The organism is Agromyces neolithicus (assembly GCF_039529735.1).
In the GTDB taxonomy this organism is placed as follows: Bacteria; Actinomycetota; Actinomycetes; order Actinomycetales; family Microbacteriaceae; genus Agromyces; species Agromyces neolithicus.
The window spans coordinates 66,973-85,537 of the sequence record NZ_BAAANJ010000016.1 but is presented as its reverse complement, the minus strand read 5'-3'; the positions used below and the strand labels follow the sequence as shown (position 1 = coordinate 85,537).

Sequence of the window (18,565 nt, the reverse complement as noted above, 5' to 3'; positions counted from 1 at the left end):
GCGAGCGGCCGTACCCCAACGAAAGGAATGCACATGCGTACGTCGATCCTGGAGCGCCTGCGCGACGAGCGAGGCGATGTCCCCGGCTGGGTGCTCATCACGCTCATGACCGCCGGACTCGTCATCGTGATCTGGGGGCTCGCGGGTCCGGCCCTGAGCGGCGTGTTCGACCAGGCGATCAGTCGCGTCCTGGGGTTCTGAGCGGCCCGGCGAAGGTCGTAGCGAGTCTGCGCAGGCTCTTCGCCGATGAACGCGGCTCGGCCGTTGCCGAGTTCACCCTCGTCGGAATCCTGCTCACCGTGCTCGCGCTCGCCGTCGTGCAACTCGCCCTCGCACTGCACGTTCGCAACACGGTGCTCGACGCCGCGGCCGAAGGAGCGCGTTATGCCGCGCTCGCGGGGTCGGGAGAGCAGGCAGGTGTCGCGCGCACACGCGATCTCATCGGTATGGCGATCTCGAGCGAGTTCGCCGGTGATGTCTCCGCCTACCGCACGTCGATCGGTGACGTTCCGGTCGTGGCGATCACGGTTCGAACGACCATGCCGGTGATCGGCCTGATCGGGCTCGAGCACGCACTGGAGGTGACCGGGCATGCAGCCGTCGAAACGGTCGATTGACGACGGTGGTTCGGCCGCGCACTCCGATTCGTCGTTGCGCGACGAGCGGGGATCTGCGTCGCTCGAGTTCCTCACCGTCGGCATGCTCCTTCTCGTGCCGATCGTCTATCTGGTGCTCGCCCTCGCTGCCATCCAGGGCGGTGCGCTGGCGGTCGAGGGCGCGGCTCGCCAGGCTGCGCGCATCGCGGTGCAATCCGGGGATCGCACGAGTGCCGAAAGCGCCGTCGACCGGGCCGTGCGGGTGACCCTCGCCGACTACGGGGTCGACGCCGACGCGACATCCGTCGTCATCGACTGCGAGAGCAGCGGCTGCGACGAGCCGGGCACGCGGGTGCGCATCTCGGTCGAGGCGCGGGTGCAACTGCCGCTGGTGCCCGACGTGCTCGACCTCGGAATGGTCGGCAGCGTGCCGGTCGAGGCGAGCGCCACTCAGACGGTCTCCCGCTTCGCGCGAGCTGGTTCCTGATGCGTCGACTGCGGGCACGCATGCGCGGCGATGAGCGGGGATCGACATTACTGCTGACGATCTTCTTCTCGTTCCTCGGGATCTCGCTCGTGCTCGTGGTCGCCGCCGCGACATCGCTCTACCTCGATCGCAAGCGCCTCTTCACCCTCGCCGATGGTGCGGCGCTCGCTGCAGCCGAGGCGTGGAGCCTCGACTCCATCCGCGTCTACGGTGACGACCTGTCGTTCGAACTCGACGACGCCGCAGTGCAACGCGTGGCTTCCGAGTACCTCGGCGACTCGACCTACGAACTCGACCAGGTCGAGCTCGTCGAAGCTTCATCGACCGACGGCCGCAGCGCCACGGTCACCCTGCGAGCGGTGTGGCACGCGCCCATCCACACCGAACTGCTGCCCGTCGCCGTACCCATCGAGGTCACGGCGACCGCGCGGTCGGTGTTCCACTGATTGAATGGTGTCATGACGCGAGCGATCGACGACCACTTCCTGCGCATTCTCTCGTCCCCGGTATTCGGCCACCTCGCCACCCTGCAGCCACGGGGCGACCTGCAGGTCAACCCGATGTGGTTCGAGTTCGACCCCGAGTCGACGACGGTCCAGTTCACGCACACCACGAAGCGCGCCAAGTACCGCAACCTGCGGGCCGACCCGCGGATGACGCTCTCTGCGATCGACCCCGAGAACCCGTTCAAGTACGTCGAGGTACGTGGCCGCCTGGCCGAAGTGATCCCCGACCCCGAGGGCTCGTTCTACGTGCGCCTCGGCCGGCGCTACGGCGATCCCGACACGACCGTGCCCGACGACAAGGCCGACCGAATCGTGCTCGTGATGCACGTCGAGAAGATCGTCGGTCGCTGAATCGCATTCGCCGGGCGGCGCGGCTTGCGCGCCGCCGCGCCCACCCGGCCCCGCTCTGCGCTCAGTGCTCGGGCCTCGGCACCACCGTGAGCACGCGTTCGATGAACATGTAGAACTCGTCCATGAAGTTGCGCAAGAAGGCAGCGGTGCCGTCGTTGGTCACTTCTCCGTCGTCGGTGATGAGCCCCGGCGTCATGTGGATGTACGCCTCGGGGGCATTCATCTGCGGCGAGTCGCAGAATGACAGCACGCTCTTCAGGTTCTGCTGGGCGACCGCGGTGCCGAGGTGACCCGGCGATGCGCCGATCACCGCCGACGGCTTACGGCTGAGCGAGTTCTGCCCCCACGGGCGGCTCGCCCAGTCGATCGCGTTCTTCAGGCCACCGGGAATCGAGCGGTTGTACTCGGGCGTCACGAACAGGATCGCGTCGGACGCCTTCACGGCCGCCTTGAACTCGCGCGCCACCGGCGGGTAGTCACCGTCGTAGTCGTAGCTGTAGAGCGGCAGGTCGCGGATCTCGATCTCGGTGAATTCGAGCCCGGCCGGTGCCAGGCGGATCAGCGCCTTCGACAGGGTTCGATTGATGGATGCCTTGGCGAGACTGCCGACGAAGTAGCCGACGGCATAGGGAGGCTCGTGCTCGATGATCTGGGCCATGTCACTACCCTTCTTCGTTGAAAAGCGCGACGCGCGATCCCGTTGAACGACGCGACGCGCAGTTCCAGTGTTCACCCGCCGAGGGCCGAAGTCACCCCCTACCCGCGCCGCCGGTGCCCCGGCACATAGCGCGGCACGTAGCGCCCGAGCAGACAGGCCCCGACGAGCCCGAGAACGCCCATCGTCGCGCTCGCCGCCGCGATCGACACGATGCTCGTGACCGCGGCGACCGCGAGCGGTGCGGCCGCCGCGCCCGCGTCGGCGATGGTGCGGTACGCACCGAGGAACGGCGCCGGGTTCGCCTTGGGCGCGAGATCGGCGCCGAGCGTGAGGATGACCCCGCTCGTGATGCCGTTGGCGACGCCGAAGAGCACCGCGACAGCGGTGAACCACACGTCGGCGGCCGGCACATCGTGGGTGAGCGCGAGCACCAGGTGGCCCGTTGCGAGCCCGATGAGCCCGGGGATCGCACCCCACAATCGCCCGAACCTGTCCATGATCTGACCGCTCGCGTAGAAGAGCGCGAAGTCGATGACTGCCGAGACGCCGATGACGATCGCCGCGACGTCGGCGGGCATGCCGATCGAGACGGCCCACAGCGGCAGTATCACGGTGCGGCTCGCCCGGATCGCCGACAGCACGCCCACGCCCGAACCCACGCGGGCCAGCACCCCGCGATGGGTCACGATCGCACGGAACACGCCGTGCGACGAGGCATCCGCTTCGGCCTCGCCGGCCGTCAGCGTCTCGGTGCCACGAGCGGATGTCTCGCGCGCGAGCCGCGCGGCACCGAAGACCCGGTCGGGGTCGGGCAGCAGCAGGAGCACCACCACGACGGCGAAACAGCTCGCGACGAGCACCCAGAACACGGGCTCGGACGAGCCGGTCCACGCGATGATCGCCGCCGCGACGAAGGGGCCGACCGCCCAGCCGGCGCGGAACACGCCCGCGAGGGTCGAGAGCGCTCGGGCACGGATGCGCGCCGGCACGTAGCTCGTCAGGAACGCATGCCGCGCGAGCCCGAACACGGCCGTCGCGAGCCCGAGCAGGAACACACCGATGCCGAGCGCAGCGGGCGTGGGGGAGGCGAGGGCGATGAGCACGCCGATGACGGCGAGCATCGCCGCCCCGATCATGGCGTTGCGTTCCCCGATGCGGGCCACGAGCCACCCGGCCGGAAGGTCGCCGGCCAGCTGGCCGACCATGAGCATCGCGGCAATCAGTCCCGCGAGAGCGAGCGACGCGCCGCGGTCGGTCGCGACGACGGGGATGACCGGGATGAGCGCGCCCTCGCCGAGCGCGAACAGCAGGGTCGGCAGGAATGCCGGGAGGATGATCGAGCGCCACGAGAACGTGGGAGTCGCGTCGGTCATCGATTCGACGCTACACCGTTCGGTCGTGGCGATCGGCGGGCGTCCGGGAGACCGCCACAGGATGACGGGTGCGATGGCGCTCGCGTGAGGCGCCCGGCGTGAGGCGACTCGCGTAGGCTGGAGGGCGCCATGTTGGAACTTGACCTTTCGCCCGAGATCGCCGCCCTTCGCGCCACCTTCCGCGACATCCGTGCTGTCGTCGACGTCGACGCCCTCGAAGCCGAGATCGCGCGACTCTCAGATCAGGCCGGCGCACCCGACCTGTGGGACGACACCGAGAACGCCCAGAAGGTGACGAGCGCGCTCAGCCACCGCCAGTCCGAGCTCGCCCGCGTGAAGAGCATCGACGCACGCCTCGACGACCTCGAGGTGCTCATCGAGCTCGCCAACGAGATGGGCGACGAAGACAGTGCCGCCGAGGCGCGCACCGAGCTCGAGTCCCTGCAGAAGGCGATCGGCGACCTCGAGGTGCAGACCCTGCTCGACGGTGAATGGGACGACCGCCCAGCCGTCATCACCATCCGCGCCGGCGCCGGCGGGGTCGACGCCGCCGACTTCGCCGAGATGCTCATGCGCATGTACCTGCGCTGGGCCGAGAAGCACAATTACTCGGCGACCGTCATGGACACGAGCTACGCCGAAGAGGCGGGGATCAAGTCCGCCACATTCGAGATCGACGCCCCGTATGCGTTCGGCACCCTGAGCGTCGAGGCCGGCACCCATCGCCTCGTGCGCATGAGCCCGTTCGGCGCGGCGGGCAAGCGGCAGACGAGCTTCGCCGCAGTCGAGGTCATCCCGCTCATGGAAGAGGCCGTCGAGGTCGAGATCCCCGAGAACGACATCCGCGTCGACGTGTTCCGCTCGAGCGGTCCCGGCGGCCAGTCGGTCAACACCACCGACTCCGCCGTGCGCCTCACCCACCTGCCGACGGGGCTCGTCGTCTCGATGCAGAACGAGAAGTCGCAGATCCAGAACCGTGCGGCCGCCATGCGCGTGCTGCAGTCGCGCCTGCTGTTGCTGCAGAAAGAGCAGGAGGCGGCGCAGAAGAAAGAACTGGCCGGCAACATCACCGCGAGCTGGGGCGACCAGATGCGCTCGTACGTGCTGGCGCCCTACCAGATGGTGAAAGACCTGCGCACCGACTACGAGGTCGGCAACCCGAGCCACGTCTTCGACGGCGACCTCGACGGGTTCATCGCCGCCGGCATCAAGTGGCGCAAGCAGAAGGCCGACGACTAGCGGCCATCGCATGGCCGAGCGACTGGCCGATGTCCTTGCGACAGTGGCAGGGCGTTAGGCTCGACCGTGCCATGACGAACCGATTCCCGAGCGCCCTGTATCGTCGCGGCTCAGAGCCCGACCCGCGATTCAGCCTCGCCAACGAGCGAACGTTCCTCGCCTGGGTGCGCACGTCCCTGGCGCTCCTCGCGGCGGGCGTGGCACTCGAGGCCCTCGTCGTGCCGATCTCGCCGGGGTTCCGCCTGGCCGCCGCGATCGTGTTCGTGCTGCTGGGGGTGGCCGCGGCGGTTCAGGCATGGGTCGGCTGGCTGCGCACCGAGCAGGCCCTGCGCGAGAGTGAACCCCTCCGCGGTCCGAGCGTGGGGTTGGTCATCGTCGTCGGAGTCGTCGTCGCCGTCGTGCTCATGACGCTCGGGTTCATCTGGTGACGCAGCCGTCGAGTGGCCCGTTCGATTCCGGACTGCAGCTCGAGCGCACGCTACTGGCCTGGCGGCGAACCTGCTTGGCGCTCGGGCTCGGGAGCGCGGTGATGGTGCGCTTCGCAGCCGAGGCGCTCGGAGCAACCGCGGTGGTGCTCGGCCTCGTCGGACTGGGGGCCGCCGCAGCCGGATACGCTCGCGCGGCCGTTCGTTACCGCCGCGCCCACCACGGTCTCACGGGGTCGGGTGAGCTGCCGATCGACGGGCTGGCCCTCGCGCTCGTGACCGTCACCCTCGTGCTCATCGGAGTGGGTGCCTTCTCGTACGTGGTCTGGAGCGGCATCGACCGACTGCTGCTGTGAGGCTCGGGGCTGCTGACGGTCTATGACGCCACCGCGTAGTTCGCCCCCGAGCGCGCGCCCGCCGCCGCCACGAACGCGCGGATGAGCGCGATGCCCTCGGGATCGAGTCGCTCCTCGGGATGCCATTGCACGCCGAGGCAGAATGCGCCGTCGGTGGCCTCGATCGCCTCGATCACGCCGTCGGGGGCGCTCGCGCAGACCACGAGGCCCTCGCCGAGCCGGTCGACCCCTTGGTGGTGGTGCGACGAGATCTCGAACTCGGCCTCGTGCGTGATGCTGCGCAGCAGCGTGTCGGAGTGGATCGACACCGGGTGCGACGTGTGCTCACCGTAGATGTGCCGGTGCGGGGTGAGGTCGACCCGGTCGCCGAGGTGCTGTTCGAGCGTGCCGCCCAGCGCGACGTTGAGCACTTGCATCCCGCGGCAGGCGCCGAGCACCGGGACGTCACGCTCACGGGCGAGGCGCGTGAGCGCGATCTCGAGCTCATCGCGCACCCGCAGCGGTGGATCGTTCGACGGATGCGCGACGCTGGCGTAGAGCTCGGCGTCGAGATCGCGCCCTCCGGGCAGGAACAGCCCGTCGACGAGGCCGATCAGGCGTTCGGGATCGTCGACGTGGACGTCGATGCTCGGGAACAGGATCGGTGCACCGCCGGCCTCCTGGATGGCGGACACGTACGTATGCGAGATCGCGTCGGTGGGAATGTCGACCCACGCTCCGTAGCTCGCGGACTTGCGATCGGCGACGATGCCGATGAGTGGAACCGTCATGCGTTCCTCCCCACGTTCTCGGGTGGACCCATCTCAAAGATACGACTCCGAGCAACGGTTCGCTGAGAGTTGGGCGAGTCGTTGGCGTCGAGGGCGCCTCGCCTGCTTAGGCTCGAATGCGATGATCCGCTTCGACCACGTCACCAAGACCTACCACGGCCAATCGAGGCCCGCCCTCAACGACATCGGGGTCGAGATCCTGCGCGGTGAGTTCGTGTTCCTCGTCGGCGCATCCGGCTCGGGCAAGTCGAGCTTTCTGCGCCTCATCCTGAAAGAAGAGAAGCCCACGCGCGGCAAGATCCACGTGCTCGGCCAAGACCTCGGCTCGATCTCGAGCCGCAAGGTGCCCTACTTCAGGCGCGATCTCGGTGTCGTGTTCCAGGACTTCCGACTGCTGCCGAACAAGTCGGTCTTCGAGAACGTCGCGTTCACCCTGCGGGTCATCGGCAAATCGCGTGGGTTCATCCAGTCGGCGGTTCCCGAGACGCTGAAACTCGTCGGGCTCGACGGCAAGGGCAAGCGCATGCCTCATGAGCTGTCCGGTGGCGAACAGCAACGCGTCGCCATCGCCAGGGCGATCGTGAACAAGCCGCAGATCCTGTTGGCCGACGAGCCGACGGGCAACCTCGACCCCGTTACGAGCGCGGGCATCATGACCCTGCTCGAACGCATCAACGCGGGCGGCACGACGGTTGTCATGGCTACCCACGAGGCGGGCATCGTCGACCAGATGCAACGCCGGGTCATCGAACTCTCGGCAGGCGACATCGTGCGCGACGAACGCAGCGCCGGCTATGGCGCCGAACTCGCCGATGCCGAGCCCGAGCTCGAGCCCGAGCTCGACTCCGACGCCGAGACGGCCTCCGCCGGCGTCGCCCAGGTGCTCGCCGATGTCGCCGAAACACCCGACACCGCTGAGATGGCGGGTGCCGCAGCGGTCGCCTCCACCGCGGCAGCCAAGAAGAAGCCCGTGAAGAAGCCCATGAAGAAGGCGGCGCCGAAGGTGACGACCGAGGTCATGCGCGAGGCGCAACCGCTCTACGTCGAGCCCGAGGAGCGCGACGAGGTCACCGACGCCGCCGCCGAGATCACGGCTGCCGCGACCGCAGCGGTGCCGGTCGCGGCAGGGGGCGGCGCGGCCGATGAGACGACGGCCGCAGAACCGAAACCTGCCGCGAAGATGGCCGCGCCCGCGGCATCCGATCACCTGACGCTCGCCGAGCGGCTGGGACTCAGGGCGCCCGGCGGTCCCCGCGATGGCGACGACAACCAAGAAGTGGGGCCGACGAAATGAGGATCGGTCTCGTGCTGGGCGAAGCGGCAAACGGCCTGCGCCGCAACGCCTCGATGGTGGTCTCGGTCGTGCTCGTCACGTTCATCTCGCTCACGTTCGTGGGCACGGCCGCGCTGCTGCAGCTGCAGATCGCCCAGATGAAGAACTTCTGGTACGACCGCGCGCAGGTCGCGGTATACCTCTGCACGACGTTCTCGGAGGCCGCCGGATGCACCGACGGCGAGGCCACCGAAGAGCAGAAAGCGGTCATCGAAGATCAGCTGAACTCACCGACGCTGCAGCAGTTCATCGACGAGTTCTACTTCGAAGACCACGCGCAGGCATACGCCAACTTCCAGGAGCAGTTCGAGGGAACGCCTGCGGCCGGCTACGTCACGCCCGAGGTACTCAACGAGACGTTCTGGGTGAACCTGATCGACCCGTCGGAGTCCGCCGTGATAGCCGAGAGCCTCGCGGGTCTCGCCGGCGTCGAGGAGGTGTTCGACCAGCGCAACTACCTCGACCAGATCTTCGACGTGCTGAACGCCGCGAGCTACACGGCCATCGCGGTCGCCGCGATCATGCTCGTCGCCGCGGCGCTGCTCATCGCCACCACCATTCGCCTCTCCGCGTTCTCGCGACGGCGCGAACTGGGCATCATGCGTCTCGTCGGGGCATCCAATCGCTTCATCCAGACGCCGTTCGTGCTCGAGGGCATCTTCGCCGGACTCATCGGATCGTTGCTCGCCGGTGGCGCGGTCGTGGCGATCGTGGTCTTCTTCGTGCAGGGATTCCTCGCCGAGAGCCTCTCGTTCACGTTCGTCGGGCTGAACGACGCGCTGCTCGTGGTGCCGCTGCTCGTCGTCGTCGGCGTGCTGCTCGCGGCCGTGTCGGCGGGCATCGCGATCACGAGGTACCTGCGCGTCTGATTCGGCTCATGTCCGAGTGGGCTAAAGTGAAAGGTCGTTCCCGGATGCCCCGGGGGCGATCATTCATCGAATCGAGGAGTCCGTCGTGCCCAGGGAACGCGGTCAGAAGGTCGTCGCGACCAACCGCAAGGCGCGGCACGACTACACGATCGAGGACACCTACGAGGCGGGCATCGTGCTCACCGGCACCGAGGTGAAGTCGCTGCGCGAGGGGCGCGCGTCGCTCGTCGACGGCTACGCGTTCATCGACGGCGGCGAGATGTGGCTCGACGCGGTGCACATCCCCGAGTACACCGAGGGTACGTGGAACAACCATGCGCCGCGTCGCAAGCGCAAGCTGCTGCTGCACAAGCACGAGATCGTGAAGATCAGCCACAAGACGAAAGAGGGCGGCTACACCCTCGTTCCGCTGCAGATCTACTTCACCGACGGGCGTGCCAAGGTCGAGATCGCCGTCGCGAAGGGCAAGCGCGAGTATGACAAGCGACAGGCGCTGCGCGAACGTCAAGACAAGCGCGAGGCCGATCGCGCCATGGCGAGCCGGCGCAACCTCGGCGACTAGCACTCGGCGACCTCTCAGCCGCGTCGTCGCCCGTGCCGAGTAGGCTCTTCGCGAGATGAAGACGTCAACGCGCATTCCGGTCCCCGGCACCTACAACTTCCGCGATGTGGGCGGCCTGCCGGCGGTCACGGGCACGGTGCGCAGCGGGGTGCTCTTCCGCTCCGACGGACTGCATCGCCTCGGCGAGGCCGGAAAAGCCGAGTTGCGCGAGCTGGGCGTCGGCATCGTCATCGACCTGCGCGACGAGAACGAATCGAGGTACATGCCCGACGATCTCGACGGACTCGACGTCGAGGTGCTGCAACTGCCGGTGTTCGAGGGCTCGGGCGCGTCGCAGGGGGCCGCGGGCATCTCGCTCGATGCACTGTACGCACGCATCGTCACCCAGCACGCTCCGGTGGTGGTCAGCGCCCTGCGCGAGATCGCCGGTGCGGGCGAGCGCTCGGTGGTGGTGCACTGCACCGCAGGCAAAGACCGCACGGGCGTCGTCGTCGCCCTGGCGCTGCGGGCTGTCGGCGTCGACCGCGAGGCGGTCATCGATGACTACGCCCGCACCGAGGCGAACCTGGCCGGCGACTGGCTCGAGCACATGGTGAGGCTCGTCGGAACGTACGGAGTGGCCGACACCCCGGCCCTTCGCACGCTCATGGGCGGAAGCCCGCGCGAGGCGATCGAGGGCATGCTCGACGAGGTCGAGCGTGCGCACGGCAGCGTCCGCGAGTACCTGCTCGCGGCGGGCCTGTCGCTCGGCGAGCTGGCAGCGCTCGAGGCGCTGCTGATCGACCCTTCCTGAGGGGCGCCGGGCGGCGTTGCCTACTGCGGCTCGGCCGCGAACCGCGCTTCGACGGATGCCTCGATCACGAGTTTCGCCGGAGCGAACTCGGTTGCGGCTCCGGCATCGCCGGCCATGTCGGCGGTGGCTCGCATGGCGAACATTCGCCCGCCGCCACTGGGTGGCACCGGCTGCGCCGTGAGCAACCCGGTGTCGGCGAGCTCGACGGGAGTCGGTGCGGCCAGACCGAGTGCTGCCGCGTAGACCCGTGCCTTCGCCACTGCGTCGGCGACGGCGGCGCGCTGGGCAAGCTCCTGCACGCGCCGGCGTGTCGCCTCGGTCAGCCGCCAGTCGATGCCGCCCATCGTCACCGCGTTGCCGATCGTGACCCGGCTCACCCATTCGCCGAGCTTCTCGAGATCGGAGAACACCACCTCGACGTCGGCACTCGTCTGGTGCACGAGCGGCAGCTGCTTGCCTTCGTTGTTCCACGGGCGGTGCGACCATACCCTGAGTTGGCCGGCCGACCACGTGTCGAGTGCACCCGATGTCTCGAGGTCGCGGATCGCGGCGACGAGGTGATCGTGGGCCTCCGAGGTTCGGGCCAGTGCGACGTCGCGCTCGGGTTCCGAGACTCCGATCGACAGCGAGACCGCGCCCAGCTCGGGATCGATGCGCTCTTCTGCGGTGCCGCGCACGGCGATGACGGTTGCCACAAGGACCTCCCGGGTCATCCGCTCGAAAGCTGGTGGGAATGGCGGAGCGGCCGCGCCTGTTCTAGACTGTAAGGTCGGGCGCTTCTCGACTCAACGAGAGGCTCCCGGGTCTTGAAAACTCCACAGTTGCGACAACGGCCCGCCAGGCGCTCGAGATGAGCGTTCGGCGTCACATGGGGATGATCGGTTTCGACATCGTCTGCGAACCCACGAGAAGCGGGCCGAGGATTCAGGGTTATCTCGTTAACGATCTCTGAAAAACAATAACTGCCAATAAGACGCAGTCTGACTTCGCCCTCGCTGCTTAAGCGAGCCCGATAGTCCGTCAGCCCGGGTTCGTTCCCGCCCCGGTTGCTGGCGTCATCTAGGGATCTTGCTGCACGTCGTCGCCTGAGCGACGTGTGGGACTTTTCTCAGGCTGGGCCTGTCGACTTAGGTGCCTGTGGCAAAGGTCGGGGCCGAGCAGAACGCTTGCACAGGATGCGCCCGGAGAAGGCGTGGAATCACAGCGATGGACGGGGGTTCAATTCCCCCCATCTCCACCATCGGCCGTTGTCGCAACTGCAGGGAGCACCTCGAGCACGGCCTCGTGAAGCGAGCCGTTGGTTGCGAGTGCACTGCCGTGCCACGGGCCCGGTTCGCCGGTGATCGAGGTGAAGCGACCACCGGCCTCTTCGACGATCGGCACGAGCGCCGCAAGGTCGTAGGGCTTCACGTCGAACTCGGCGACGATGTCGATTAGGCCCTCGGCGAGCAGCATGTACGACCAGAGGTCGCCGTAGGCGCGGTCGCGCCAGACACGCTGCGACAGCTGCAGCAGCTGATCGAGGTAGCCGGCATCGCGCCATTGGGCGATGCTCTGGAAACTCAACGCGGCGTCGGCCAGCTCGTTGACGCGCGACACCCGTATGCGTCGCGCGCCGGGCACTGCACCCCCCGCACCCTGCGTCTCGCCCTCGCTCGCGCCGAGTTCGGCGGTGGGCGCCTGGGTCCACGCGCCCATGCCTGTCGCCGCCCACCAACGCCGGCCCAGAGCAGGGGCCGAGGCGACACCGACGACCGGTGTGCGATCGACGGCGAGCGAGATGAGGCTGCCCCACACGGGCACCCCGCGAAGGAAGTTGGCGGTGCCGTCGATCGGGTCGATGATCCATTGGCGGGTCGCGTCGCCCTCGGTGCCGAACTCCTCGCCGAAGATGCCGTCGTCGGGCCGCGCTGCGGCGAGCCGATCGCGGATGGCCCGCTCGACGGCGAGATCGGCCTCGGTCACGAACGAGCGATCGGGTTTCGTGCTGACGTCGAGGTCGACGGCGCGGTACCTGGTGAGCGAGACGGCGTCGGCCAGGTCGGCGAGTTCGAGGGCGAGCGCGAGGTCTGGTGCGAGATCGGTCACGTCGTTCAGGCTATCCCGCTCAGTGCCGACCCCGATTCGCGCGCCGTCGGTTCTCCTGATAACGTGGTTCCTCGGTTCGGGTTGTCTGAAATCTCCTGAATCACGCACCTCTAGCTCAATCGGCAGAGCAACTGACTCTTAATCAGTGGGTTCAGGGTTCAAGTCCCTGGGGGTGCACGACGAAGCCTCGATCCTCTCGCCAGGATCGGGGCTTCTTCTCTTTCGAAGTCCAGCGAGGCCCCAGCCGGGTCAGTCGTCGAAGCCGCGCGCCATGAGCGCCTCGCCGAGCTCGTCGGCCGACTGCAGCGAACGCACGATCACCGGTACGGCCAAGGCGACGATCGAGCCCTGCGCGCCCCTCGCCCGCCGGGCGTCGATCACCTCGCGAACGATGTCGGCAGTCAGCGGCACGCACCTGATGGTGAGGGCGAGCAGCAGGCCGATGCGGTCGGCGTCGACCCACCGGCCGAACGGCCGCAGCAACGTCTCGCACGCCTCGAGCACCGCCGAGACCGTCGTCGTGAGCGTGAACAGGGCTGCGAGCGCGACGGATGCCGCGACCCGGCCGCCCATCATGATCGCCGCCGTCCAACCGCCGAAGAACGCCTGCACCGGCACCGCGATCGCGAGCAACCAGAGGATCGGCAGGATCTGTCGAGCGGCGTCCCGTGGAGGGATTCCGGCGACGACGAAGGCAACGACGATCACGCAGAAGGCGATCCCGAGCTGCCAGGGTTCGCGCAACAGCGTGATGGTGACGACCGCGGCTGCGAGCGCGCCGAGCTTCACGATCGCGGGGGTGCGATGCACGATCGTGCGGCCGGGAACGTAGAGCCCGATCATGCGATCAGGCTCCGATAGGCGCCGAGCGACTCGTCGGGGGAGCCGTCGGCGACGATGACCCCCTCATCGACGACGAGCACCCGGTCGAACCCCTCGATCAGCTCGAGCTGATGGGTCACGACGATGAGCTGCTGGTCGAGCGAGCCGAGCAGTTCGCCGATGCGGCGCGTGTTGCGCGCGTCGAGCAGCGTGGTCGGCTCGTCGGCGACCACGATCGCCGGTTCTGCGACGAGCACGGCGGCGAGGGCGAGCAACTGCTTCTGGCCACCCGAGAGGCGGTGCGCCGGATGGTCGGCGTGCCCGGCGAGCCCGAACCGTTCGAGGGCCGCTGCGACGCGCGTCGCGACATCCGCCTTCGAGAGGCCGCGTCGTCGCAGGGTGAAGGCGACGTCCTCGGCAACGGTCGGCATGACGATCTGGCTGTCGGGATTCGTGAAGACGAACCCGACGCGTCGCCGCACTTCGCGTCCGTTGCGTGCCACGTCGAGCCCGTCGACGGTGACTGTGCCGTTGTCGGGCCGTACGAGGCCGTTCACCATGCGGGCGAGTGTGGATTTGCCCGATCCGTTCGCGCCGACGATGCCGATGCGGCGTTCGGTCAGCACGAGGTCGATGCCCTTCAGCACCGAGCGGTCGCCGTAGCCGTGGCGCACGCCGCAGAATTCGATCATGCTCATGCGACCCGCTCCACGATCATCGCGATGCCCTGGCCGCCGCCGATCGAGCAGGCCGCGAGACCGAGGCGGGCGTCGTCGGCCGCATGCATGCGAGCGGCGAGACGCACGAGCAGCACCGCCCCCGACGCGCCCCAGGGATGGCCGAGCGCGATCGCGCCGCCGTCGCCCGAGATCGTCGTCTCATCGAGCCCGACGGCGTCGCTCACGGCGAGCACCTGCGCGGCGAACGCCTCGGTGAGCTCCACGAAGCCGAGATCGGCGACGGATGCCCCGGCCCGATCGATCGCGCGACGGATGGCGCCGGCCGCGCCCATGCCGGGCAGTGCCGGGTCGGAACCGGTGATCGCAGACGCGACGATGCGCAGCCCCGGAAGGCCCAGCTCGGCACGCACCGTCTCGCTCGTGACGGCCATTGCGGCGGCGCCGTCTGAGATGCCGCAAGAGTTTCCGGCGGTCACGGTGCCGTCGCCGCCGAACGCCGGCCGGAAGCGGCTGAGGGTTCGCGCGTCGAGGTTCGGTCGGGGACGATCGTCGGCGCCGATGCCGTCGACCGAGACGAGTTCGTCGTCGAATCGGCCGGCGGCGCTCGCCACCGTCGCGAGGTCGTGCGAGCGCACCGCCCAGGCGTCCTGTCGCTCTCGGCTGACGCCGAAGCGTACGGCTACGGCATCGGCGGCGGGCCCCATCTCGGGGTCGGGCATGCCGGCCGGGGCGAACGGCGCACGCTCGTAGCGTCGGGTGGGCGTGGTGGAACCTGCTTCAGGCGGCCAGAAGCGCCATGGCGCCGTCGAGGCCGACTCCGCGCCTCCGGCGATGACGAGCTTCGCGTCGCCCGCACGAACGCGCGAGGCGGCCTGCTGCACGGCGTCGAGCCCCGACCCGCACTGCCGGTCGACCGTTACGCCCGGCACGTCGAGCCCCAGACCGGCTCGCAGCGCCGAGACTCGTGCGACGTCGCCGCCCGGGCCAAGGCAGTTTCCGAGGATGACGTCGTCGATCGGGAGTCCCGCGGGCGCCACAGCGTCGGCGACGGCGGCGAGCACGGGGGCGGCGAGCGCGTCGACCGTGTGGCTCGCGAAGCCGCGGCCGATGCTGCCGATCGGCGTGCGTCGGGCACTGACGATGACGGGGGCGTCCCGGTGGATCTGACGTGTCATGCGCGATCGACTCGATCCGCGTCGAGCGCGCCGGCGGCGAGGGCGGTTGCGAGCAGCCCGCGCGCGACCTTGCCCGACGTGGTGCGGGGGAGCGTGTCGACGACGTACCAGGCGCGCGGGCGCTGCGGTGCCGCGAGACCGGCCCGGCCATCGTCGATGATGCGGGTGATCTCGCCCCCCGGCTCGAGTTCGAGCACCGCGACGGGAACGTGGCCATGCCGCGGATCGGGAGCGGCGAGCACGGCGACCGCGCTGACCCCGTCGAGCGCCGCGAGAGTCGCCTCGACGTCTTCGGCGAGCACCGTCGTGCCCGAAACGTTGATCGCGGCGTCGCCGCGTCCGCGCACGATGAGCCCGCCGTCTGCGGTGGCGTCTGCGCGATCGCCGACGGTCGCGAATCCCCCCTCGTCGGTGCGGAGCGGACCCGTCGAGCCCGAGTAGCCGATGGCGAGGTAGGGCGACCGCGCCCACAGTTCACCGTCACGCAGCTGCACCTCGACGCCCGGAAAGGGACGCAGCGTGCCCGCGCTATCGCGAGCATGGTCGACTGCGGCCACGAACGAGAGCTCGGCGGCGCCGTAGTATTCGGTCACCGCGATGGCCGCAGCGCCCGCCGCCGTGCGCACCTCGACCGGCAGTGCCGCGCCCGCGACCACGACCCGGCGCGGGCGAATACCCGTCGAGACGAGGCGGGCGAGCACCGTCGGCGTCGCATGCACGATGTCGGCGTGTGCGCGTTCGTCGACGAGCACGGCCCCGAGCCACAACGCGTGCAGCGCTGCGAAGAGCTGCATCGAGACGTGCAACGGCCCGGTGACGGCCACGGTGAGCGCCTCGTCGCGGCGTGCTCCGATGAGCTCGGCGAGCGGGGCGAACGACGAGGTCCAGGATGCGAGCGTGCGGGCGACCGGCCGCGCGGTGCCTGAGGAGCCGCTCGTCATGACCACGAGCTGCGCGCCCTCGGGAACGGAGGCGATCTCGGGCCGCGGCTGCTCAGAGTCGGCGATGACGATAGGGAGGCCCGACTCGATCGCCGCGAGCACGGTGACGAGCACTGCGACCTGATCGTGGTCACAGGCGAACACGGGGCCGGTGGCAGCTCCCAGGCGCGCCGCCTCGGCCTGGACGGCGGCTCGCAGCTCGGCGCGGCTGAGCCGGCGCCCGCCGAGGCGCAGCGCCTCGCCGTCGCCGACCAGCCGTTCGAGCATCGCGGATGCCCCTTACTCGGCGGTCGCGGCGCCGGTGTCGGCGGGGGCCGACGCAGCAGGTGCCGACTCGACCGGCACGCCGGGCGTGACCGACGTGCGCTGCCACGGCCAGCGCTTCGGCTCGATGAGTCCGGGCCACGCGCGGTGCACCTGCTTCGCCACGAGCACCGTGACGACGACCTTCAGGATGTCACCGGGAAGGAACACGAACGACCCGGTGAGCGATGCCCAGAGCGGAATGCCCGTCGCAACCGCGGCCCACGGCACGCCGATGGCGTAGACGGCGACGATACCGCCGAGCGCGGTGGCGCCGAGCGCGGGCAGCACCCGGTAGCGAGGAAGGAGGCGGGCGGTGAACCAGCCGATGACGACGACGCCGAGGAGCCAGCCGAGCAGGTATCCGGCCGACGGGCCGAAGAACACGCCGATTCCACCGCGTGCGCCCGACAGCAGCGGAAGCCCGGCGGCGACGAGCACCTCGAGCAGCAGCACGGCGAAGAACCCCTTTCGGGCGCCGAGAATCGCGCCCGCGAGCATCACGCCGAGCGTCTGGAACGTGATCGGCACCCCGGTGGTGCCGACCTGCAGCGCACCGGGCAAGCCCAGCGCGGCGATGAGGGCGGCGAAGACGGCGATCTGCGCGAGGTCGCGCGCGGAGGAGCGCGTTATGCGTCGTTCGGAAGTCTGGGCGGTCATGAGGATCCCCTCGGGAGTCGTGGCTTGCGGGCGGAAGCGCCTCACGAATCACGCTAGAAGCAAGGGGGAGCGCCGCGTCGCCGCAGCGTTACAAGAATGGCGTGCCGATTTTGGACGGCTCAGGCGGCGCGCGCCTCGAACTCCGACGCGGACCCGATCGACGGAAGCGACGCGGCATCGGCGTCGGTCTCGGGAACGATCACGGGATCGGCCCAGACGACGAGGGGAGCGGGCTGCCAGCTCAGGGCGAGCGGCTCGTTCTCTGCGGGTACGACCACGGCGACGGCGTCGCGCTCGTCGAGCACGCTGCGGGTGAGGTCTGCGGCGATCTGGTGGGTGAGCATCGCGTGGAAGATCTGGTCGGTGTCTTCGGGCGAGCGGCGCACCAGCGACCAAGTGCCGCCCGGGCCGATGAACTCCGAGAGCTTCGCATTGAGCAGTTCGAAGAGGTGCTCGCCGCGCAGGTCGGCCGAGGTCTGTCGCGGCGTGGGCGCAGCGTGGGCGGACGCCTGAGCGGCGAGTCGTGCACGGCGCCAGCGGCGGAACATCGGTGGCCCCTCTCGTGGTTCGTTTCTCGGAATCGGTTCGTTCGTCCCAGTTTCGGGCACGACCGCGAGGATCTCGCGAGACACGCCGCGCGAGGGCAGAGGTGTCGCCCTGCGATTCGCCGAGCTCACCCTGCTATTCGCCGAGCTCGCCCTGCTTCGTCTCTTCGGAGACCGTGCCGATCGCGATGGCGAGACTCGCGGCCCACGCCACCCAGGTGAGCAGCAGTCGCCAGTCGCGGGGACCCGAGATCGTGGCGCGCACGATGCCGATGCCGCTGAGGGCCGCGCCGATGACGGCCCCGCTGAAGAGGTACTTGCGCATGACGGCAACGCTACCGCGCGGTGAACATGCCCTGTGAGTCATCCGTGAATCTGACCGATCGGGCAGGAGCTGACCGATCGGTCAAGTACCGTCGAAGCATGCCCCCCGAAACCCCGGTCTCCCTTCGCGTGCGCGCCAGCGACGAGCTGCGCCAAGCGGCCCTCGAACAGTTCGCGACCGTCGGCTTCGCCGCCACGTCGCTGCAGCAGGTCGCCGACCATGCCGGCTACGCCAAGTCGAACGTGCTCTACCACTACGGCTCGAAAGAGGCGCTGCTCGAGGCCGCGATCGGGCCGGCCATCAACGAGTTCGAGGCCGTGCTCGAACAGTACCTCGCCGGCCCCGCGAGCGATCGGCGCACCGCGCTCGTCGGCAGCGTCGTCGACCTGCTCATCGACCACCGCCTGGCCGTGCACATCTTCATCCTGCAAGGGCCGAGCCTCAGCGAGGTGCCCATCATCGGCCGCGCCAACGCCGCCGTGCGCCGCCTCGCCGAGGCCGTCGGCCGCGAGCGCGAGAGCCTCGACGAGCACATCCGGTTCGGCATCGCCTTGGGCGGCGCCGCCTACCTGCTCACGGCGGGGCGGCTCTTCACCGACGACGAACCGCCCTCCGACGACGAACTCCGGGGAGTACTGCACCAGGTGCTCGGCGAGCTGCTGCTGCCCGCCGCCGGCCGCACGTCGACCACCACAACCACCGACTGAG

25 protein-coding genes, 1 tRNA gene and 1 other RNA gene are annotated in these 18,565 nt (G+C 69.2%); 15 read left to right on the top strand and 12 right to left on the bottom strand.

Features of this window, described 5'->3' with window-relative positions; translation table 11 throughout:
- Window positions 1–33: 33 nt before the first annotated feature.
- The 5 genes from ABD164_RS15480 (at window position 34) to ABD164_RS15460 (ending at window position 1,940) form a co-directional block, all read left to right on the top strand.
- A complete protein-coding gene (locus ABD164_RS15480) occupies window positions 34–201 on the top strand; it encodes a hypothetical protein (RefSeq protein ID WP_344297193.1) in 168 nt (55 codons plus the stop codon).
- A 98-nt stretch (window positions 202–299) separates the two neighbouring features.
- Window positions 300–617, top strand: coding sequence for a TadE/TadG family type IV pilus assembly protein (locus ABD164_RS15475; protein ID WP_425545955.1), 318 nt, complete (start codon window positions 300–302; stop codon window positions 615–617).
- Window positions 592–1,083 carry a TadE/TadG family type IV pilus assembly protein gene (locus ABD164_RS15470; protein ID WP_344297192.1) on the top strand — a complete coding sequence of 164 codons (492 nt, stop codon included), beginning with the start codon at window positions 592–594 and terminating at the stop codon, window positions 1,081–1,083. Before ABD164_RS15475 ends, ABD164_RS15470 begins: the two co-directional genes overlap by 26 nt.
- On the top strand, window positions 1,083–1,529 hold the full coding sequence (locus ABD164_RS15465; protein ID WP_344297191.1) for a pilus assembly protein TadG-related protein: 447 nt from the start codon (window positions 1,083–1,085) through the stop codon (window positions 1,527–1,529). Before ABD164_RS15470 ends, ABD164_RS15465 begins: the two co-directional genes overlap by 1 nt.
- Window positions 1,530–1,541: 12 nt before the next feature.
- Complete coding sequence (locus ABD164_RS15460) at window positions 1,542–1,940, top strand: PPOX class F420-dependent oxidoreductase (RefSeq protein WP_344297190.1); 399 nt, start codon at window positions 1,542–1,544, stop codon at window positions 1,938–1,940.
- A 61-nt stretch (window positions 1,941–2,001) separates the two neighbouring features.
- Here the strand turns inward: ABD164_RS15460 and ABD164_RS15455 are convergent, their stop codons facing one another.
- The gene (locus ABD164_RS15455; protein WP_344297189.1) at window positions 2,002–2,598 is read right to left on the bottom strand and encodes an NADPH-dependent FMN reductase; all 597 of its coding nucleotides are present in this window, start codon (window positions 2,596–2,598) and stop codon (window positions 2,002–2,004) included.
- Between the two features lie 98 nt (window positions 2,599–2,696).
- Window positions 2,697–3,971 (bottom strand): MFS transporter, encoded by a 1,275-nt coding sequence (locus tag ABD164_RS15450; protein WP_344297188.1) that lies wholly within the window; start codon window positions 3,969–3,971, stop codon window positions 2,697–2,699.
- A 129-nt stretch (window positions 3,972–4,100) separates the two neighbouring features.
- Between ABD164_RS15450 and prfB the strand changes: the two genes are divergently transcribed.
- The 3 genes from prfB to ABD164_RS15435 all read left to right on the top strand — a co-directional run bounded on the left by prfB (window position 4,101) and on the right by ABD164_RS15435 (window position 5,991).
- Window positions 4,101–5,210 (top strand): peptide chain release factor 2, encoded by a 1,110-nt coding sequence (gene prfB / locus ABD164_RS15445; protein ID WP_344297187.1) that lies wholly within the window; start codon window positions 4,101–4,103, stop codon window positions 5,208–5,210.
- A 71-nt stretch (window positions 5,211–5,281) separates the two neighbouring features.
- Window positions 5,282–5,638 carry a YidH family protein gene (locus ABD164_RS15440; protein WP_344297186.1) on the top strand — a complete coding sequence of 119 codons (357 nt, stop codon included), beginning with the start codon at window positions 5,282–5,284 and terminating at the stop codon, window positions 5,636–5,638.
- Window positions 5,635–5,991 (top strand): DUF202 domain-containing protein, encoded by a 357-nt coding sequence (locus ABD164_RS15435; protein ID WP_344297185.1) that lies wholly within the window; start codon window positions 5,635–5,637, stop codon window positions 5,989–5,991. Before ABD164_RS15440 ends, ABD164_RS15435 begins: the two co-directional genes overlap by 4 nt.
- 20 nt (window positions 5,992–6,011) lie before the next feature.
- On the opposite strand, the gene ABD164_RS15430 is transcribed toward ABD164_RS15435, so the two are convergent.
- Entirely contained in the window at window positions 6,012–6,761 is a 750-nt protein-coding gene (locus ABD164_RS15430; protein ID WP_344297184.1) for a gamma-glutamyl-gamma-aminobutyrate hydrolase family protein, read from the bottom strand.
- Between the two features lie 121 nt (window positions 6,762–6,882).
- Here ABD164_RS15430 and ftsE point away from each other — a divergent pair, with 121 nt between their 5' ends.
- The 4 genes from ftsE (at window position 6,883) to ABD164_RS15410 (ending at window position 10,318) form a co-directional block, all read left to right on the top strand.
- Window positions 6,883–8,055, top strand: coding sequence for a cell division ATP-binding protein FtsE (ftsE, locus tag ABD164_RS15425; protein ID WP_344297183.1), 1,173 nt, complete (start codon window positions 6,883–6,885; stop codon window positions 8,053–8,055).
- Complete coding sequence (gene ftsX / locus ABD164_RS15420; protein WP_344297182.1) at window positions 8,052–8,963, top strand: permease-like cell division protein FtsX; 912 nt, start codon at window positions 8,052–8,054, stop codon at window positions 8,961–8,963. Before ftsE ends, ftsX begins: the two co-directional genes overlap by 4 nt.
- A gap of 85 nt (window positions 8,964–9,048) precedes the next feature.
- Window positions 9,049–9,525: an SsrA-binding protein SmpB gene (gene smpB, locus ABD164_RS15415; protein ID WP_344297181.1), complete on the top strand. Its 477-nt coding sequence runs from the start codon at window positions 9,049–9,051 to the stop codon at window positions 9,523–9,525.
- A 55-nt stretch (window positions 9,526–9,580) separates the two neighbouring features.
- Window positions 9,581–10,318, top strand: coding sequence for a tyrosine-protein phosphatase (locus ABD164_RS15410; protein ID WP_344297180.1), 738 nt, complete (start codon window positions 9,581–9,583; stop codon window positions 10,316–10,318).
- A 20-nt stretch (window positions 10,319–10,338) separates the two neighbouring features.
- Here ABD164_RS15410 and ABD164_RS15405 read toward each other — a convergent pair whose 3' ends face one another.
- Window positions 10,339–11,031, bottom strand: a complete 693-nt coding sequence (locus tag ABD164_RS15405; protein WP_344297179.1) for an SIMPL domain-containing protein — start codon at window positions 11,029–11,031, stop codon at window positions 10,339–10,341.
- A gap of 157 nt (window positions 11,032–11,188) precedes the next feature.
- On the opposite strand from ABD164_RS15405, the gene ssrA reads away from it, so the two are divergent.
- Window positions 11,189–11,558, top strand: a transfer-messenger RNA (tmRNA) gene (ssrA, locus tag ABD164_RS15400).
- Here the strand turns inward: ssrA and ABD164_RS15395 are convergent.
- Window positions 11,537–12,415, bottom strand: a complete 879-nt coding sequence (locus ABD164_RS15395) for an inositol monophosphatase family protein (RefSeq protein ID WP_344297247.1) — start codon at window positions 12,413–12,415, stop codon at window positions 11,537–11,539. The two genes, ssrA and ABD164_RS15395, sit on opposite strands and share 22 nt — an antisense overlap.
- A 95-nt stretch (window positions 12,416–12,510) precedes the next feature.
- Between ABD164_RS15395 and ABD164_RS15390 the strand changes: the two genes are divergently transcribed.
- Window positions 12,511–12,583: transfer RNA gene (locus ABD164_RS15390), tRNA-Lys, on the top strand.
- A 72-nt stretch (window positions 12,584–12,655) separates the two neighbouring features.
- Here ABD164_RS15390 and ABD164_RS15385 read toward each other — a convergent pair.
- The 7 genes from ABD164_RS15385 to ABD164_RS15355 form a co-directional block, all read right to left on the bottom strand.
- Window positions 12,656–13,249, bottom strand: coding sequence for an energy-coupling factor transporter transmembrane component T family protein (locus ABD164_RS15385; protein WP_344297178.1), 594 nt, complete (start codon window positions 13,247–13,249; stop codon window positions 12,656–12,658).
- Window positions 13,246–13,920 carry an energy-coupling factor ABC transporter ATP-binding protein gene (locus ABD164_RS15380; RefSeq protein WP_425545958.1) on the bottom strand — a complete coding sequence of 225 codons (675 nt, stop codon included), beginning with the start codon at window positions 13,918–13,920 and terminating at the stop codon, window positions 13,246–13,248. The genes ABD164_RS15385 and ABD164_RS15380 overlap by 4 nt, the downstream gene beginning before the upstream one ends.
- A gap of 2 nt (window positions 13,921–13,922) precedes the next feature.
- On the bottom strand, window positions 13,923–15,083 hold the full coding sequence (locus tag ABD164_RS15375) for a thiolase family protein (protein WP_344297176.1): 1,161 nt from the start codon (window positions 15,081–15,083) through the stop codon (window positions 13,923–13,925).
- Window positions 15,080–16,291 (bottom strand): class I adenylate-forming enzyme family protein, encoded by a 1,212-nt coding sequence (locus ABD164_RS15370; RefSeq protein ID WP_344297175.1) that lies wholly within the window; start codon window positions 16,289–16,291, stop codon window positions 15,080–15,082. Before ABD164_RS15370 ends, ABD164_RS15375 begins: the two co-directional genes overlap by 4 nt.
- A 12-nt stretch (window positions 16,292–16,303) precedes the next feature.
- Window positions 16,304–16,987 (bottom strand): biotin transporter BioY, encoded by a 684-nt coding sequence (locus tag ABD164_RS15365; RefSeq protein WP_344297174.1) that lies wholly within the window; start codon window positions 16,985–16,987, stop codon window positions 16,304–16,306.
- Between the two features lie 119 nt (window positions 16,988–17,106).
- A complete protein-coding gene (locus tag ABD164_RS15360; RefSeq protein WP_344297173.1) occupies window positions 17,107–17,535 on the bottom strand; it encodes a hypothetical protein in 429 nt (142 codons plus the stop codon).
- 133 nt (window positions 17,536–17,668) lie between these two features.
- A complete protein-coding gene (locus tag ABD164_RS15355) occupies window positions 17,669–17,857 on the bottom strand; it encodes a hypothetical protein (protein WP_344297172.1) in 189 nt (62 codons plus the stop codon).
- 98 nt (window positions 17,858–17,955) lie between these two features.
- Between ABD164_RS15355 and ABD164_RS15350 the strand changes: the two genes are divergently transcribed.
- Window positions 17,956–18,564 carry a TetR/AcrR family transcriptional regulator gene (locus ABD164_RS15350; protein WP_344297171.1) on the top strand — a complete coding sequence of 203 codons (609 nt, stop codon included), beginning with the start codon at window positions 17,956–17,958 and terminating at the stop codon, window positions 18,562–18,564.
- The last annotated feature ends 1 nt before the right edge of the window (window position 18,565 follow it).

Bases quoted from the DNA above. Each gene is read 5' to 3' on its own strand.
- ABD164_RS15455 (WP_344297189.1), bottom strand. From the start codon at position 2,598: ATGGCCCAGATCATCGAGCACGAGCCTCCCTATGCCGTCGGCTACTTC.
- ABD164_RS15465 (WP_344297191.1), top strand. From the start codon at position 1,083: ATGCGTCGACTGCGGGCACGCATGCGCGGCGATGAGCGGGGATCGACA.
- ftsE (WP_344297183.1), top strand. From the start codon at position 6,883: ATGATCCGCTTCGACCACGTCACCAAGACCTACCACGGCCAATCGAGG.
- ABD164_RS15355 (WP_344297172.1), bottom strand. From the start codon at position 17,857: ATGCGCAAGTACCTCTTCAGCGGGGCCGTCATCGGCGCGGCCCTCAGC.
- ABD164_RS15410 (WP_344297180.1), top strand. From the start codon at position 9,581: ATGAAGACGTCAACGCGCATTCCGGTCCCCGGCACCTACAACTTCCGC.
- ABD164_RS15350 (WP_344297171.1), top strand. From the start codon at position 17,956: ATGCCCCCCGAAACCCCGGTCTCCCTTCGCGTGCGCGCCAGCGACGAG.
- ABD164_RS15470 (WP_344297192.1), top strand. From the start codon at position 592: ATGCAGCCGTCGAAACGGTCGATTGACGACGGTGGTTCGGCCGCGCAC.
- ftsX (WP_344297182.1), top strand. From the start codon at position 8,052: ATGAGGATCGGTCTCGTGCTGGGCGAAGCGGCAAACGGCCTGCGCCGC.
- ABD164_RS15360 (WP_344297173.1), bottom strand. From the start codon at position 17,535: ATGTTCCGCCGCTGGCGCCGTGCACGACTCGCCGCTCAGGCGTCCGCC.
- ABD164_RS15365 (WP_344297174.1), bottom strand. From the start codon at position 16,987: ATGACCGCCCAGACTTCCGAACGACGCATAACGCGCTCCTCCGCGCGC.
- ABD164_RS15460 (WP_344297190.1), top strand. From the start codon at position 1,542: ATGACGCGAGCGATCGACGACCACTTCCTGCGCATTCTCTCGTCCCCG.
- ABD164_RS15385 (WP_344297178.1), bottom strand. From the start codon at position 13,249: ATGATCGGGCTCTACGTTCCCGGCCGCACGATCGTGCATCGCACCCCC.
- ABD164_RS15380 (WP_425545958.1), bottom strand. From the start codon at position 13,920: ATGATCGAATTCTGCGGCGTGCGCCACGGCTACGGCGACCGCTCGGTG.
- ABD164_RS15450 (WP_344297188.1), bottom strand. From the start codon at position 3,971: ATGACCGACGCGACTCCCACGTTCTCGTGGCGCTCGATCATCCTCCCG.
- ABD164_RS15405 (WP_344297179.1), bottom strand. From the start codon at position 11,031: ATGACCCGGGAGGTCCTTGTGGCAACCGTCATCGCCGTGCGCGGCACC.
- ABD164_RS15375 (WP_344297176.1), bottom strand. From the start codon at position 15,083: ATGACACGTCAGATCCACCGGGACGCCCCCGTCATCGTCAGTGCCCGA.
- ABD164_RS15370 (WP_344297175.1), bottom strand. From the start codon at position 16,291: ATGCTCGAACGGCTGGTCGGCGACGGCGAGGCGCTGCGCCTCGGCGGG.
- ABD164_RS15480 (WP_344297193.1), top strand. From the start codon at position 34: ATGCGTACGTCGATCCTGGAGCGCCTGCGCGACGAGCGAGGCGATGTC.
- ABD164_RS15430 (WP_344297184.1), bottom strand. From the start codon at position 6,761: ATGACGGTTCCACTCATCGGCATCGTCGCCGATCGCAAGTCCGCGAGC.
- prfB (WP_344297187.1), top strand. From the start codon at position 4,101: ATGTTGGAACTTGACCTTTCGCCCGAGATCGCCGCCCTTCGCGCCACC.
- ABD164_RS15440 (WP_344297186.1), top strand. From the start codon at position 5,282: ATGACGAACCGATTCCCGAGCGCCCTGTATCGTCGCGGCTCAGAGCCC.